Below are 15,145 nucleotides of genomic sequence, written 5' to 3'. Positions count from 1 at the left end.
TCATGGCCAAGACCAGTCCCGTCCTGGACGTCGACTCCGAACTCGATTACGAGGCGGCGTCACCACAGCACGGTTTCCTCGAACGGCTCTACACCGGAACCGGCGGCTTCGAGATCGTCGGCCGGCGCAAGTTCTTCTACGGCCTGGCCGCGGTGTTCCTGGTGATCGCCCTGGCGAGCATCGGCATCAAGGGCTTCACCCTCGGCATCGACTTCGCGGGCGGCTCGCGCATCCAGATGCCGGCCGCCGAATCGGTGACCACCGAACGCGTCGAGCAGGTCTACACCGACACGCTCGGCCACGCGCCGGTCACCGTGCAGAAGGTGGGCTCGGGCTCGACCGCCGCGGTCCAGGTCCGCTCGGAGACCCTGGACATGGCGCAGACCGACAAGCTGCAGAACGCGCTGTTCCAGGCGTTCCAGCCGAAGGACTCCAACGGCCAGCCCAACATCAACGCCATCTCGATCGCGGAGATCAGTGAGACCTGGGGTGGTCAGGTCACCCAGAAGGCCCTGCTGGCCCTGCTGGTGTTCGTGTTGCTGACCATGATCTACATCGCCTTCCGCTTCGAACGAGACATGTCGTTCGCGGCGATCGGCTCACTGTTCTTCAACCTGATCGTCACCGCGGGCATCTACTCGCTCGTCGGTTTCGAGGTGACGCCGGCCGCGGTCATCGGCCTGCTCACCATCCTCGGCTTCGTGCTCTACGACAACGTCGTGGTGTTCGACAAGGTCGAGGAGAACACCCGCGGCGTGCTGCATCTGACGAAGCACACGTACGCGGAGAAGGCGAACCTGGCCGCCAACCAGACGCTCATGCGCTCGATCAACACCACGATCATCGGCATTCTGCCGATCATCGGCATGCTGGTCGTGGCGGTGTGGCTGCTGGGCGTCGGCACCCTGAAGGATCTGGCCCTGGTGCAGCTGGTCGGCATGATCGTCGGCGCCTACTCCTCGATCTTCTTCGCGGTGCCGCTGCTGGTCAGCATCAAGGAACGCTGGGGCCCGGTGGCCGCGCACACCAAGAAGGTGGCGGCCCGGCGCGCCGGCGGCAACGCGGCGGACGTGCACTCCGCCGCGGCACAGCGGGCGGGCGCGGCCAGTCGCGCCGGCGGGCGGGACACCTCCGCACCGCGCGCCCGGGGCGCCGAGGCGCCGCGCCCGGGTACTCGACCGAGCGGGAAACGACACAAGAGAAGGCCATAGGCAGCAGGGGGTTGCGGACGGTGCGACAGAACAGGATTCGACGTGGCGCCGCCGTGGCCGTCGCGGGTGTGCTCGCCGTCGGTGTGCTGACGGCGTGCGGTGGCAAGAACCAGGTCCCCTCGATCGGGTACGGCGTGGACACCGTGGTGGCCAGCTACAACGGCGGCAGCACGGTGGGCGCGAACGGTGGCGCGGCCGCGGTGTTCGGACGTGTGATCACCGGGTTCTTCTACACCGGCCCCGACGGGCAGCCGGTGGCCGATACCGACACCGGCACCGCCAAGGAGGTGCCGGGCGAGGCGCAGACCATCCAGTACCGGCTCAATCCGGACGGGGTGTACTCCGACGGCGCGCCGACCTCCTGTGACGATCTCGTCATGGCGTGGGCCGCGCGCAGCGGGCGCTTCACCAAAGCCGGTCCCGGCGGCCCGGTTCCGGCGTTCGACGCCGCGAGCACCGCCGGATACAGCGACATCGAGCGGGTGGACTGCCAGCCCGGGTCCAAGGACGCCACCGTGGTGTTCCGGCCCGGACGGCACTACACCGCGTGGAAGACGCTGTTCGGCGCCGGTGAACTGATGCCCGCGCACGTGGTGGCGCAGGCGGTGCAGGCGCCCAATGTGGTCGCCGCGATCCAGAGCGGCGACCAGGGCACCGTCGAGCGCATCGCGGAGTTCTGGAACAACGGCTGGCGGCTGACGCCGGGCAAGGTGGATCTCACCGTGCTGCCCTCCTCGGGCCCCTACCGGATCGAATCCTTCAGTGCGAAGGACGGTCTGGTGCTGGTGCAGAACGAGCGCTGGTGGGGCAACGCCGCCCGGACGCCGCGCATCGTGGTGTGGGACAAGAACACCGATCTGAAGGGCAAGGTCGAGGCCAAGTCCATCGGCGTGCTCGACATCGGCGCGGGCTCGCTCGGCGAGGTGAGCCTGGACGGCTTGGCCGCGGAGACCGTGCCCGGTCGCGGTGTGGAGCAACTGGTGCTGAGCACCGGCGGGGTGCTGAGCAACGTCAACGCCCGGCGGGCGCTGGCGCTGTGCACGCCCCGGCAGGAGCTGTTCGATCAGCTCGGGCACCCGGGCTTCGAGACGCCCAAGACCGGACTCGGTGCGGGCCCGCTGAATTCGCGGACCGTGCAGCAGGACACGCTGTACTACGGCGCGGTGACCGGTGCGGCCGACAAGTACAAGAGCGTCGACGTCGCGGGGGCCACCGCGGCGCTGAAGAACGCCGGGGTGCAGAACCCGACCGTGCGCATCGGCTACGTCCAGCCGGACGAACGGCGCGCGGCCACGGTCGCCAAGATCGCCGAATCGTGCCGTGCGGCGGGCATTTCGGTGGTCGACGCGGGTGCGGCCGACTTCTCGGCGACCCAGCTCGCGGAGGGCAAGGTCGATGCCGTGCTCGGCGGGACCGCGTCCTTCCCCGGTCCTGCGGGGGCGAGCGTGGCGACCGAGGCGGCGGCCTCGCTGCGCACCGGTCAGGGTTTGAATTTCGGCCGGTTCGGTAACGGCCGGTATGATGCGATCGCGGATCAGCTTGCGGCGGAGGACAACTCGACAACCGTGTTGAATCTGATGACCGAGCAGGAGAATCTGCTCTGGAGTGAGATGCCCTCGATTCCGCTGTTCGCCAACCCGCGCACCATCGCGTTCGGCGACGGCATGAAGAATGGGATCGCGAGCCCTACCCGGGCGGGAGCGGGCTGGAATATGGATCGCTGGGTGCTCGAGCGGTAGGGGCCCGAGGGAGATGAGCGCGTGTGAGGAGCGGGTGTAGATGAGCAAGCACGAAATGGTCGACACGGCCGAGGTCGCAGGCGAGCGCACGGTTCGTGCCAACGCGGCGGTGGAACGGCTGACCCGCTGGCACGACGACTTCCCCACCCCGGGAGTTCGTTTCGCCGATCTGACGCCGGTGTTCGCCGATGCCGAGGGCTTCCGCGCGGTGCTGGACTGCTTCGCGGCGTGCGCGCCGGACGCGGATCTGGTTGCCGGGGTGGACGCGCGCGGCTTCCTGCTGGGCGCGGGCGTGGCCGCGGTGCTGGGCACCGGCGTGGTGGCGGTGCGCAAGGCGGGCAAGCTGCCGCCGCCGGTGCACTCCCGGTCCTACACGCTCGAATACGGTTCGGCCGCACTGGAGATCCCCGCGGACGGCATCGAGCTGCGGGGCCGCAAGATCCTGCTGCTCGACGACGTGCTCGCCACCGGCGGCACGCTGTCCGCGGCGGCGGAGCTGTTCCGCACCGCGGGGGCCGAGGTGGTCGCCGCCGCCGTCGTGCTCGAGCTGGAATTCCTGGGCGGGCGCGCCAAGCAGGGGGACTACCCGCTGACGTCGATCGTCCAGCGCTGATCAGGAGCTGATCGCACGCTCATGAAGCGGTGCGGCCGCGGCGGTGACGTCGTGGCCCACCGCTTTTCGGCGTTACCGGGCCACCAGCCGGGCAACGAATCCACTGACGACCAGCCAGAAGATCGCTGCCAGGCCGTAGTTCAGGACCACGTCCAGGTCGGCGTTTCCGGTTTTGAACAGGCCCGGGAAGAACAGGGCCAGGGGCTCGGCCAAGGACTTGATGAATTGGAAGAACCGATTGGTCTGATCGGCGTCCAACACCAGCAGCAAGATATACATGCCCTCGATAAGGGCGAACAGTGCACCAACCGTCCCGATGATGCGGGCGGCGGTGGCCTCATTGCGGGCGACGTACGGCATTACGGAGGGATGCCCGTTGTGTGCGGGTTGAAACCGTGTCGCGGGTCCGTGAAAAGGCGTGTCCGCCATGACATGATGTCCCGGTGATGACCACGTCGTCGGGGAGCGTTGGGGCGTGAAGGCCAAGTTCGTCGTCGGAAGTGTGGTCGGCATAGCGCTTTCGCTGGTCACGCTGGTATTGGTGATCATTCTGCCGGCCACCGAGGAAACCTGCGCTCCGGGTTCGCCGCTCATTCCGTCGGCCACGACCGCACGTACCGAACCCAATTGCCCGAGTACGGGTTCCCCCGCGGAAGTGGGTTTGCAGGAGGGCGCGCTTCGCGTGTTGCGCTGCACGGTGGCGCGTTTCGGCAGTCTCGAGATGCGCGGGGTGATCGCGGACGACGCCTATCCCGATCATCGCGCGGGCCGCGCCGTGGAGTTCATCGTCGGAACCGACCAGGCCAAGGGCGATTCCATCGTCGCGTTCCTGCAGGAGAACGCCGCCAGCTTCCGGGTCGACTACGTCATCTGGAAGCAGCGCAGCTGGACCCCCACCGCGGCGTCGGGCACACAGTGGACGGCCATGCCCGATCGCGGGGACGCGGTGCGCAATCACCTGGACCGCGTGCAGGTGAGCATCAAGGCGGCGGCCGCGACCTCCACCGTGGTGCAGACCCCGGACGTGTCGCTGGCCGCCATGCCCGGCACCGTCAACGAGGCCGGACGGCTCTCCGGCGCGGGGCGTCGTCAATACCCCTTGGCGGCAGGGACTTTCACGGTGTCCGACACCTTCGGCTCGCGCGGGGGCGATCACCTCGGCGTCGACATGGCCGCCGCCAACGGCACCCCGATCTACGCCGCGGCCGACGGACTGGTCGTCGCCTCGGGCCCGGCGTCGGGCTTCGGCGACTGGATCGTCATCGACTCCCTGGACGAGAGCGGGCGGCGGTACTCCACGGTCTACGGGCACATGTACGACTCGGGCCTGTTCGTGCGCACCGGCGACATCGTGACCATGGGCCAGCACATCGGCGCGGTCGGCTCCAACGGCCAATCCTCGGGCCCGCACCTGCATTTCGAGGTCGTGCCCGGCGGGCGGCTCACCGGCGGCAGCCAGGTCGACCCCATGCCGTGGCTGTCCGGATCCAGTCTGCCCAGCGCGTCCGCGCCCAACAACTGCGAGAACGGATTCGGCAGCGCCGGAGGCAATCTCGCCGGCGGTAAGGTGCCCGCCGAACTGGAGATCTGGTACCGGCGCGCGGGCTCGCTGTGCCCGGAGATCAGCTCCTCGCTGCTGGCCGCGCAGGGGCAGGCCGAGTCCGGGTTCCGGCGCGGGCTCACCTCGCCCGCCGGCGCGGTCGGCCTGGCACAGTTCCTGCCCAGCACCGCGACCTCCCTCGCACCCGACGGGCAGCCGTACGTGATCGACGCCGACGGCAACGGCCAGGCCAGTCCATGGGACGACGGGGACGCCATCATCGGCCAGGGCCGGTACATGTGCACCATCGCGTCCAAGGTGCGGGGCTGGCTCGAACAGGGCAAGGTCACCGGCGATCTCACCGCCCTGACCGTCGCGGCCTACAACGCCGGTGAGGGCGCGGTGCTCGCCTCGGGCGGCATGCCCAACCAGGTGCCCGGTCACTTCAGCGAGACCCGCCCGTACGTGGCGCGCATCCTCGCCGCGGAGGCCGGCTTCCGCAGCATGGGCAGCACCGGCCGCTTCGTGCCGGACGCGGCCGCGGACCTGGGCCCGCAGATCGCCTCGGCCGGTCACGAATGGATCGGCACCCCTTACGTTTTCGGTGGCGGCGGCACCCAGGGGCCGACCGAGGGCGGGTTCGACGAAGCCGGTCTCACCGCGGCGGCCGTCTTCGCCGCCAGCGGTGGCACCATCCAGTTGCCGAACACCGCCGAGCAGCAGTGGGAGATCGGCGTCGAGGTGCAGTTGATCAAGGCGCAGCCCGGCGACCTGGTCTTCGGCAACTGGGGGACACGCGGACCGTCGAGCGTCGGAATCTACCTGGGCAGCGGCAAGATGCTGCACGCCGAACCCGGCGGCAAGGTGGCCGAGGTGCCCCTGCTCAACGGCATGAAAGCGCGTCGCATCGGCCAGTGAGTCCGGACGCCGGATCTCGCCCTGAGATCCGGCTCACGGAATTTGCCACTTGCACACCGGCATCGGGACTGGTTACCTTTGTAAACGTTCCATTCCCTCCCGATCGGAGACATTACGTTGATCTTCTGAGGTAACGCAGCCCTTGGCCCGCGCTCTCGCAGCGCCGCCTTCACTCGCGCTTACCTTTCGAGGAGTCCGTATGTCACTTCCTGTTGTTTCTGTTTCCGATCTGAGCTTCTCCTGGCCCGACGGAACCCCCGTATTCGATGGCCTGAACGCACTGCTCGGTCCCGGTCACGTCGGTGTCGTCGGCAGCAACGGCGCAGGTAAATCCACACTTTTCCGGTTGCTCACCGGTGCACTGCGGCCCGCTCGCGGGTCGATCACGGTGCCCGGGCGGCTGGGCTATCTGCGCCAGGATCTCGGTCTCTCGGCCGGGCAGCGGGTGGACGAGGTGCTCGGGATCGCGGGGACGCGAAAGGCGTTGCACCGCATCGAATCCGGAGACGGAACCGAGGACGATTTCGAGGCCGTGGGTGCGTCCTGGGACATCGAGGAGCATGCCATCGCACTGCTCGGCCGACTCGGATTGCACTACGTCGCAAGCGATGTCGGTCAGCTCGATCGCCGGCTGGACACCCTGTCCGGCGGGGAGACCGTGTTGCTGGGCCTGGTAGCCGAACTGTTGCGGGAGCCCGATGTGCTGCTGCTGGACGAACCGACCAACAACCTCGATCGGGTGGCGCGCGACCGCCTGTACGAGGTCGTGGGTCAGTTCCAGGGCACCGTGCTCACCATCAGTCACGACCGCGAGCTGCTCGACCGGGTGGCCACCGTGGCCGAGCTGCGCCAGGGCGAAATCCGGTTGTTCGGCGGCAATTTCAGCGAGTACGAGCGGATCGTCGAGCACGAGCAGGACCTCGCCCGGGCGGCCATCCGCGATGCCAAGGGCGATGTGCGCAAGCAGGCCCGCGAGCTGGTGGACACGCGGATCAAACTCGACCGGCGGCTGCGCTACGGCAAGAAGATGGAGGCGCAGAAGCGGGAGCCGAAGATCATCATGGCCGAACGCAAACGTCAGGCGCAGGTCTCGGCGGGCAAGCTCCGCAACGAGCACATCGGGAAACTCGCGGACGCGAAGGACGTGCTGACCGAGGCGGAGGAGCGGTTGCGCGACGACCGCGAGATCCGCGTCGATCTGCCCGGCACCCGGCTGTATCCGGGGCAGGACGTGATCGAGCTGGAAGACGTGCGGCTGGCGAACGGCCCGGTGGTGACGCTGAAGGTCAGCGGGCCCGAGCGGATCGCGCTCACCGGGCGCAACGGCGCGGGCAAAACCACGCTGCTGCACCGGATCTGCGCGGAACCGCCCACGGTGCCGTGGCGCATGCTGCCCCAGCGTCTGGACGTGTTCGACGAGACGCTCTCGGTGTTCGACAACGTCGCCGCCGCCGCGCCGCACGCGCTGCCGGAACAGATTCGAGCCCAATTGGCCCGCTTCCTGTTTCGCGGTGCGGACGCCGACGTTCTCGCCGCCGCGCTCTCGGGCGGTGAGCGGCTGCGGGCCGCGCTGGCCATGCTGCTGCTGGCCGAGCCCGCCCCGAAGCTGCTGCTGCTCGACGAGCCGACCAACAATCTGGATCTGCCGAGCCTGCGGCATCTGACCGAGGCGCTCGCCGGATTCGAGGGCGCGCTCATCGTGGTGAGCCACGACGAGCGGTTCCTGGGTGAGATCGGCGTCACACGCCGGGTCGAGCTCGACGCCGCCGGACTGGCCGATTCCACGGTCGGATAGTGGCCCTGAACGCGGGTCGCGCGCATTCCGCGCGACCCGCCGGCGGGTCCGGCTCGCGCCCGCGGGAAAGGCCGCGCCGAGCGGGGGATCGACCCGAAATGGAGATCGGAGCAATCCGGACGCAATGCCGCGCCGAACACGCTGCGGATGCGAGTAAGGTTCAACGCTCCGGACGGGTCCGGGAGGGCGGAATTCGCCGTTCCGGTCTCGGAACGTTTCCAGGACTAAAGTGGGTGGTCTACGTGGTTGGACGGTCCGGTAGGTTGAGCCGATCGAGGCCGGGAGAGGTGGTGGCATGACACAGAATCTGGAGAAGGCGAACGCCGGGCAATCGGAGAACGGCGAGCCCGCCACCCCGGCGCCGGGCACTCCCGCGCGCTCCGCCTCCGCCGCCGTTCCCACGTCCGCCTCGCGCCGGGTGCGGGCGCGCCTGGCCCGCCGCATGACCGGCCAGCGCGGCATCGCCGCGGTCAAGCCGGTGCTCGAGCCACTCGCTACGGTGCACCGCGAGCTGTACCCGAAGGCGAATCTCGCTCTGCTGCAAAGAGCTTTCGACGTCGCGGACGAGAAGCACCAGCACCAGTTCCGTAAGTCGGGCGACCCGTACATCACCCATCCGCTCGCGGTCGCGAACATTCTGGCCGAGCTCGGTATGGACACCACCACGCTGGTCGCCGCACTGCTGCACGACACCGTCGAGGACACCGGCTACGCCCTCGAGGACCTGACCAACGAGTTCGGCACCGAGATCGCCCACCTGGTGGACGGCGTCACCAAGCTGGACAAGGTCAACCTGGGCGCGGCGGCCGAGGCCGAGACCATCCGCAAGATGATCATCGCCATGGCCCGCGACCCGCGGGTGCTGGTCATCAAGGTCGCCGACCGGCTGCACAACATGCGGACCATGCGGTTCCTGCCGCCGGAGAAGCAGGCCAAGAAGGCGCGCGAGACCCTCGAGGTCATCGCCCCGCTGGCCCACCGACTCGGTATGGCCACCGTCAAATGGGAGCTCGAGGACCTCGCCTTCGCGATCCTGCACCCCAAGAAATACGACGAGATCGTGCGCCTGGTCGCGGACCGCGCACCCTCACGTGACACCTACCTGGCCAAGGTGCGGGATGAGATCGTCAATACGCTCGCTGCCAGCCGCATCAGCGCGATCGTGGAGGGGCGGCCCAAGCACTACTGGTCGATCTACCAGAAGATGATCGTCAAGGGTAAGGACTTCGACGACATCCACGACCTGGTCGGCATCCGCATCCTGTGCGACGAGGTTCGCGACTGCTATGCCGCTGTGGGCGTGGTGCATTCGCTGTGGCAGCCCATGGCCGGGCGGTTCAAGGACTACATCGCCCAGCCGCGGTACGGGGTGTACCAGTCCCTGCACACCACGGTCGTCGGCCCCGACGGCAAGCCCCTGGAAGTGCAGATCCGCACCCAGGACATGCACCGCACCGCCGAGTTCGGCATCGCCGCGCACTGGCGGTACAAGGAGACCAAGGGCAAGCACTCCAATGATTCGACCGAGGTCGATGACATGGCGTGGATGCGGCAGCTGCTGGACTGGCAGCGCGAGGCCGCGGATCCGGCCGAGTTCCTGGAGTCGCTGCGCTTCGACCTGAAGTCGCCGGAGATCTTCGTGTTCACGCCCAAGGGCGATGTGATCACGCTGCCGCAGAAGTCGACCCCGGTGGACTTCGCGTACGCCGTGCACACCGAGGTCGGGCACCGCTGCATCGGCGCGCGCGTCAACGGGCGGCTCGTCGCGCTGGAACGGCAGCTGGAGAACGGTGAGGTCGTCGAGATCTTCACCTCCAAAGCGCAGAACGCCGGGCCCTCGCGGGACTGGTCGAACTTCGTGGTGTCCCCGCGCGCCAAGGCCAAGATCCGGCAGTGGTTCGCCAAGGAACGCCGTGAAGAGGCGCTCGAGGCCGGTAAGGACCAGATCTCCAAGGAGGTCCGGCGCTCGGGTCTGCCGCTGCAGCGCCTGATGAGCGCGGACGCCATGTCCTCGCTCGCGCACGAGCTGCACTACACCGACATCTCGGCCCTGTACGCGGCCGTCGGTGAGAACCAGGTGTCGGCCCATCACGTCGTGCAGCGGCTCATGGCCCAGCTCGGCGGGGTCAGCGACGTCGAGAACGAGCTCGCCGAACGGTCCACCCCGTCCACGGTGCCCGCGCGCCAGCGGCTCACCGGGGACGCGGGCGTGGAGATCCCGGGTGCGCCCGGAACCGTCTCCAAGCTCGCCAAGTGCTGCACCCCGGTGCCCGGCGACGAGATCATGGGCTTCGTGACCCGCGGCGGGGCGGTCAGCGTGCACCGCACCGACTGCACGAACGCCGATTCGCTGCGGTCGGAGCCGGAGCGGATCATCGAGGTCAAGTGGGCGCCGTCGCCGTCCTCGGTCTTCCTGGTCGCGATTCAGATCGAGGCCCTGGATCGCACGCGCCTGCTGTCGGACGTGACGAAGGTGCTGGCCGACGAGAAGGTGAACATCCTGTCCGCGGCGGTCACCACTTCCGGTGACCGCGTGGCGATTTCGAAGTTCACCTTCGAGATGGGCGATCCCAAGCACCTGGGCCACCTGCTGAACGTGGTGCGCAACGTGGAGGGCGTCTACGACGTCTATCGCGTGACGTCCGCGGCCTGACAACCCGAAAGTCCCAGCGCGGCATCCGCTCTCCGGAGCGGGTGCCGCGCTGTCGTCTGTGCCGTGGTCGCGGTGATGTCGGCCGGACCGCTCGAGGATCTCTCGGCCGGTCGGGAATTACTCAGGACATATAACTGTTCAAAGCAATATGACTGGTTATATTGCCGTATCGGTGTCTCGATCATGACCGGGCACTACGCGCAGGTGGCGTTCACCCCCGCGGTCCGGGAGCATCAGCGCAAACACGGCAGCCTGCGCGGCTACGAACGGATGGCGGCGGTGCCCGAGGTCGCCGACGCGATCGGGCAGGACGAGGCTTGGTTCATCGGCGAGCGCGACAGCTTCTACATGTCCACCGTGAGCGAGACCGGTTGGCCCTACATCCAGCACCGCGGCGGCCCGCGCGGGTTCCTGAAGGTCCTGGACCCCCACACCCTCGCCTTCGCCGACTTCCGCGGCAACAAGCAGTACATCAGCCGCGGCAACCTCGATCACGACGACCGCGTGGCCCTGTTCCTGATGGACTACGCCGCCAAGGCCCGCATGAAGATCTTCGGTCACGCCAGAGTGGTTGAGGCCGAACAGGATCCGGCCCTGATGTCCGCGCTGACCCTGCCCGGCACCACGGTCCCGGTGGAACGCGCGATCGTCATCACCGTCGAGGCCTTCGACTGGAACTGCCGCCAGCACATCCCCGAGCTCTATCCGCGCGAAGAGGTCCTGGAAGCCGTCGGTTCCCTGCGTGACCGGGTTGCCGAACTCGAACGCGAGAACGCGCGCCTGCGTGCGCGGATCTCGGACACCGGCGCACAGGCCCCGGGTGCGTCCCCGGTAGGCTGACCGACCGTTGTCCGAGTTCACGACCAGGAGAGTTCATGACCGCGTTCGAGAATGTCAGTGTCACGAAGAAGGCGAACGTCTACTTCGACGGCAAGTGCGTCAGCCACAACATCGAGTTGGCCGACGGCACCAGCAAGTCGGTCGGGGTCATCCTGCCGGCCACCCTGACGTTCAACACCGGCGCGCCGGAAATCATGGAACTCATCGAGGGCGAGGCCAAGGTGACCCTGGCGGGGGAGACCGAGGCCGTGGTCTACAAGGGCGGCGAGTCGTTCTCGGTGCCGGGCAACAGCTCGTTCCAGATCGAGGTCGCCGAGCCCGTGCACTACGTGTGCCACTTCGGCTGAGCCGTACCCCGATTCGCCGAAACCGGCCGAGAGCTTTTGGCTCCCGGCCGGTTTCGTGTTCAGCGCAGCGTGATCCCTAGCGCGGGGCCATGCGGATCGCGCCGTCCAGGCGGATGGTCTCGCCGTTCAGCATCGGGTTCTCCACGATGTGGCGCACCAGCGAGCCGTACTCGGACGGGTCGCCCAGGCGCGCGGGGTGCGGCACCTGCGCGCCCAGCGCCGCGATGGCCGAATCGGGCAGGGTGGCGAAAAGGGGCGTGTGGAACAGGCCGGGGGCGATGGTCACCACGCGAATCTTGAGCGGGGCCAGGTCGCGGGCGACCGGGAGGGTCAGACCCACGATGCCGCCCTTGGACGCCGAATAGGCCGCTTGACCGATCTGACCGTCGAACGCCGCGACGGAAGCGGTGTTGACGATGACGCCGCGCTCGCCGTCGGCCTCCTCGGTGGCCGCGATGCGCTCGGCCGCCAGGCGGATCACGTTGAACGTGCCGATCAGGTTCACGTTGATGATCTTCTTGAACGAGTCGAGCGGGAACGCGCCCTGCTTGCCGACCGTCTTGATCGCGTTGCCGATTCCGGCGCAGTTCACGGCGATACGCAGCGTGCCCAGCTGCTCGGCGGCGTCGAGCGCGGCGGTCACATCCTCTTCGCTCGTCACGTCGCCGGGCGAGAACACCACGCGCTCACCGAGTTCGTCGGCCACAGCTTTGCCATCGGACGAAGGAAGGTCGAGGATAACGACCTTCGCGCCCGCCGAGTGCAGTTCGCGCACAGTGGCCAGGCCGAGTCCCGAGGCGCCGCCGGTCACGACCGCGGCGATGTCTGCTGTCTTCACAAAACCTCCAAATTGCTTGTCTTGTGAATGTAGATTCTCCTGTGTCGGGGGTACCGAGCGGGTCCCCGGCGTGGTGTGCACACGACGCCGACGATCCTGCTATCGCGTACGCGCGCGGATTACAAGGAGTGCCCTCGGCGCGTCGAGTCGTTGGAATTCTGTACATACGAGAGAATTTCCGATTGGGACCGTACTGCCGCAGTACATCGATCGAACGTGGCAACAACGGGCCGTAGCTCGACACCGACGACGCCCGACGTCCGTCACGACCGATCGCCGAGAGGGTCCGACGATGCAGCACGACGCGCCCGACGCAACGGGTACGCGCGCAATGTTGAAGTCGTACAAAAAAGTTTCGCGCTGGTATCCCAGCCTCGAGCCCGGCGCCGACGGCGCGGTGCTCACCGACGCCCAGGGCGACACCGTATTCGGCGAGGACGACAGCCCGGCCCGGTTCCCGCACTACATCAGCGACGACGAGGCAGAGCTGGTGATCCCGCCGGTGCCGGACGCGATCCTGCGCCGCAGCCACTTCGCGGGCGCGTGGTCGGACTGGATGACCGATCGTGAAACCGCTTCGTACACACCGAAACTGCGCTACCGGGCATCCACCGTGGTGGAATTCCCGTCCGAGAGTGACGAATACGACCGAACTCCGCCGGTCGATACCGCGTCCGCGCTGCTGGACGCCGTCGCCGACCCGCCGCCCGCGCAACCCGCACCGCAGCCGCACTACATGCGCCGCAGGATCATCGCGGTCGCGATCCTGGTCGTTGCCATTCTGTTGCTGGCAGTAGCCGGGGGATTAGCTCTACATACGCTCAAATCTTCGCGTGACACTTCGCAATCCGTCGGCACACTCGAAGAGGATGACCGTTCCGGTCCGGGCGCCCGCACGGCGGCGTACAACGAGATGACGGACACCTTGGTCATCGGCGACCATATCCCCGCGGGCATCCCGGCCGGATAAGAGGAGAGCTGAGACAGATGGATCAGGACTGGAGCCGTTGGCTCGACGAGGTCCCCGACGAGGGGGAGTCGTCGAGTGGTGTCGCGCGTTCCAAGGCTCCGGTGGTTCGATTGCGAAAGCGCCGTGGTGATTCCGGTGAGCCGGGACCCGCGCAACGCTCGATTCTGGTGGTCGGCGGCTGCGGCGGCGCGGGCACCACGACCACCGCACTCGGCATCGCCGGCGAGGTGGGTGCGGCGGGCGCACAGGTGGTCGCGGTGGACGCCACCCACGCCGGCAGCGATCTGGCGCTGCGGGGCGCGGACGAGCACCTCAGCCCCATCAGCCTGCAGTCGTGGCTCTACGGCCGCGGCGACGACGAGCCCGCCCCGCTCAAGGAGTGCCTGTCCCGGGCCACCTCCGGGATCGGATTGCTGTGGCGCGATCCCGAACCGCTGCGCCGGCGCGCCACCTACCTCACGGTCGCGCGTGCCATCGGCGACTCCGGATACACCCCCGTATACGACGGCGGCAATCCGATCGCCGGGCGGCACCTGCGCCCGCTGCTCGAGGACGGCGATATCGCACTGGTCCTTGCCATTCCGGCCCGCGTGGACGCCGCCAACCGGCTGCGCGTCACCCTGGAGTGGCTCGACGACCAGTTCAGCGGTCAGGGCGAGGGTCAGGGCGGTGGAATTGTGGGCGATACCACGATCGTTGTGTCACATCAGTTGCCGGGCGTCGACTCTCGGATCGCTGACCATTTGCGGGAGCATCTGGACGGCTGGGTCCGTGACATTCGTGAGATACCCTATGACCCGCACCTCGCGCGCGGAGAGCTTGTGCGGCACAGCAACCTGGCCGCCGAGACACGCCGGGCGTATCGCCGCCTGCTTGCTGGAGTGGCATCATGACCGCAGCCATGAAGGAACGTCGATCCTCCTCCGAGACCGCTATGGCGGCCGGAGTGGTGCCGCCGCCGGAGACCCGCCGCGCACCCATCTGGGACCGTCCCGTACCCGGAGCAGGTCGAGCGCCACTGGTGTGGCTGCTGGGCGTGCACGGCGGTGCGGGCGCCAGCACCCTCGCGCATGTGCTTGCGCCCGCTGCGGATTCGTACCGCCGCTGGCCGGGCGGCTTCGATCGCGAATCACCGTTCGTCGTACTGGTCGCCCGCGAGACCATCTCCGGGCTGACCCGCGCGCACGACCTCTTGCGCCAGCACCACGCGGGCCTGGCCGGCTCGTGCGAGGTGCTGGGTCTGGTCACCGTCGCGGCCCGGCCGGGCCGGATCCCGGCGGAGATCCGGCGCTATCGCGACGTGGTCGGCTCGCTGGCCGGTGAGGTGTGGCAGGTGCCGTGGCACGAGGAGTGGACGCTGGTCGAACCCGATCAGCTGCCGATCTGGTCGCCCGGCGACGCACCGCCGCCGCAGCAGCGCAGACGCAAAACCGATGCGCTCGAAGAGGTCATGCCCGATGTCCGCGAGCTCGGTGCGGGGATCGTCGCGGCCGTGCAGGACGCACTGGACGCCCCATCCGCCCCCCGGTCCGATCAGCCGGAACCCGGGGAGTGATCATGGTGGCAAGTGGAAAGCTTTGCGCACCAACGTTTTTATCCCCGCCCGCCGGGGTGTGGGAAGGCTCATCCGAAGGAGTTGCCGGGGCCGGCCGTGCGAAATGGCCGATCATCGGCGAGATTG

Annotated in this window: 13 protein-coding genes; 11 read left to right on the top strand and 2 right to left on the bottom strand. The window is 68.1% G+C overall.

Going from position 1 to position 15,145, the window contains the following annotated elements:
• Nucleotides 1-2 precede the first annotated feature (2 nt).
• From secF to ABZ319_RS14750, 3 genes are read left to right on the top strand one after another with little or no spacing between them, the layout of a single operon-like run.
• Nucleotides 3-1,211 (top strand): protein translocase subunit SecF, encoded by a 1,209-nt coding sequence (gene secF, locus ABZ319_RS14760; protein ID WP_354986911.1) that lies wholly within the window; start codon nt 3-5, stop codon nt 1,209-1,211.
• Between the two features lie 20 nt (nt 1,212-1,231).
• Nucleotides 1,232-2,950 carry an ABC transporter substrate-binding protein gene (locus ABZ319_RS14755; protein WP_354986910.1) on the top strand — a complete coding sequence of 573 codons (1,719 nt, stop codon included), beginning with the start codon at nt 1,232-1,234 and terminating at the stop codon, nt 2,948-2,950.
• A gap of 55 nt (nt 2,951-3,005) precedes the next feature.
• Nucleotides 3,006-3,563 (top strand): adenine phosphoribosyltransferase, encoded by a 558-nt coding sequence (locus ABZ319_RS14750; protein WP_354986938.1) that lies wholly within the window; start codon nt 3,006-3,008, stop codon nt 3,561-3,563.
• A gap of 72 nt (nt 3,564-3,635) precedes the next feature.
• Here the strand turns inward: ABZ319_RS14750 and ABZ319_RS14745 are convergent, their stop codons facing one another.
• Nucleotides 3,636-3,842 (bottom strand): hypothetical protein, encoded by a 207-nt coding sequence (locus tag ABZ319_RS14745; protein ID WP_354986909.1) that lies wholly within the window; start codon nt 3,840-3,842, stop codon nt 3,636-3,638.
• A gap of 196 nt (nt 3,843-4,038) precedes the next feature.
• Between ABZ319_RS14745 and ABZ319_RS14740 the strand changes: the two genes are divergently transcribed.
• The 5 genes from ABZ319_RS14740 (at nt 4,039) to ABZ319_RS14720 (ending at nt 11,656) form a co-directional block, all read left to right on the top strand.
• Entirely contained in the window at nt 4,039-6,021 is a 1,983-nt protein-coding gene (locus ABZ319_RS14740; protein ID WP_354986908.1) for a peptidoglycan DD-metalloendopeptidase family protein, read from the top strand.
• A 199-nt stretch (nt 6,022-6,220) separates the two neighbouring features.
• A complete protein-coding gene (locus ABZ319_RS14735) occupies nt 6,221-7,816 on the top strand; it encodes an ATP-binding cassette domain-containing protein (RefSeq protein WP_354986907.1) in 1,596 nt (531 codons plus the stop codon).
• A gap of 295 nt (nt 7,817-8,111) precedes the next feature.
• Complete coding sequence (locus ABZ319_RS14730; protein ID WP_354986906.1) at nt 8,112-10,469, top strand: RelA/SpoT family protein; 2,358 nt, start codon at nt 8,112-8,114, stop codon at nt 10,467-10,469.
• Nucleotides 10,470-10,652: 183 nt separating this feature from the next.
• A complete protein-coding gene (locus tag ABZ319_RS14725) occupies nt 10,653-11,309 on the top strand; it encodes a pyridoxamine 5'-phosphate oxidase family protein (RefSeq protein WP_354986905.1) in 657 nt (218 codons plus the stop codon).
• A 35-nt stretch (nt 11,310-11,344) separates the two neighbouring features.
• Nucleotides 11,345-11,656, top strand: coding sequence for a pyrimidine/purine nucleoside phosphorylase (locus ABZ319_RS14720; RefSeq protein WP_354986904.1), 312 nt, complete (start codon nt 11,345-11,347; stop codon nt 11,654-11,656).
• Between the two features lie 76 nt (nt 11,657-11,732).
• Here the strand turns inward: ABZ319_RS14720 and ABZ319_RS14715 are convergent, their stop codons facing one another.
• Nucleotides 11,733-12,494, bottom strand: a complete 762-nt coding sequence (locus tag ABZ319_RS14715; RefSeq protein WP_354986903.1) for a 3-hydroxyacyl-CoA dehydrogenase — start codon at nt 12,492-12,494, stop codon at nt 11,733-11,735.
• A gap of 331 nt (nt 12,495-12,825) precedes the next feature.
• Here ABZ319_RS14715 and ABZ319_RS14710 point away from each other — a divergent pair, with 331 nt between their 5' ends.
• From ABZ319_RS14710 to ABZ319_RS14700, 3 genes are read left to right on the top strand one after another with little or no spacing between them, the layout of a single operon-like run.
• Nucleotides 12,826-13,464: a hypothetical protein gene (locus ABZ319_RS14710; protein WP_354986902.1), complete on the top strand. Its 639-nt coding sequence runs from the start codon at nt 12,826-12,828 to the stop codon at nt 13,462-13,464.
• Between the two features lie 17 nt (nt 13,465-13,481).
• Nucleotides 13,482-14,357, top strand: a complete 876-nt coding sequence (locus tag ABZ319_RS14705; RefSeq protein WP_354986901.1) for a hypothetical protein — start codon at nt 13,482-13,484, stop codon at nt 14,355-14,357.
• Nucleotides 14,354-15,019: a DUF6668 family protein gene (locus ABZ319_RS14700; RefSeq protein ID WP_354986900.1), complete on the top strand. Its 666-nt coding sequence runs from the start codon at nt 14,354-14,356 to the stop codon at nt 15,017-15,019. Before ABZ319_RS14705 ends, ABZ319_RS14700 begins: the two co-directional genes overlap by 4 nt.
• Nucleotides 15,020-15,145: the final 126 nt, after the last annotated feature.

The organism is Nocardia sp. NPDC005978, assembly GCF_040614455.1.
Classification (GTDB): Bacteria; Actinomycetota; Actinomycetes; order Mycobacteriales; family Mycobacteriaceae; genus Nocardia.
The sequence above is the reverse complement of the archived record's forward strand: the minus strand, read 5'-3'. Positions and strand labels throughout refer to the sequence as shown.

Bases quoted from the DNA above. Each gene is read 5' to 3' on its own strand.
- ABZ319_RS14745 (WP_354986909.1), bottom strand. From the start codon at position 3,842: ATGTATATCTTGCTGCTGGTGTTGGACGCCGATCAGACCAATCGGTTC.
- ABZ319_RS14735 (WP_354986907.1), top strand. From the start codon at position 6,221: ATGTCACTTCCTGTTGTTTCTGTTTCCGATCTGAGCTTCTCCTGGCCC.
- ABZ319_RS14705 (WP_354986901.1), top strand. From the start codon at position 13,482: ATGGATCAGGACTGGAGCCGTTGGCTCGACGAGGTCCCCGACGAGGGG.
- ABZ319_RS14730 (WP_354986906.1), top strand. From the start codon at position 8,112: ATGACACAGAATCTGGAGAAGGCGAACGCCGGGCAATCGGAGAACGGC.
- ABZ319_RS14720 (WP_354986904.1), top strand. From the start codon at position 11,345: ATGACCGCGTTCGAGAATGTCAGTGTCACGAAGAAGGCGAACGTCTAC.
- ABZ319_RS14750 (WP_354986938.1), top strand. From the start codon at position 3,006: ATGGTCGACACGGCCGAGGTCGCAGGCGAGCGCACGGTTCGTGCCAAC.
- ABZ319_RS14710 (WP_354986902.1), top strand. From the start codon at position 12,826: ATGTTGAAGTCGTACAAAAAAGTTTCGCGCTGGTATCCCAGCCTCGAG.
- secF (WP_354986911.1), top strand. From the start codon at position 3: ATGGCCAAGACCAGTCCCGTCCTGGACGTCGACTCCGAACTCGATTAC.
- ABZ319_RS14700 (WP_354986900.1), top strand. From the start codon at position 14,354: ATGACCGCAGCCATGAAGGAACGTCGATCCTCCTCCGAGACCGCTATG.
- ABZ319_RS14725 (WP_354986905.1), top strand. From the start codon at position 10,653: ATGACCGGGCACTACGCGCAGGTGGCGTTCACCCCCGCGGTCCGGGAG.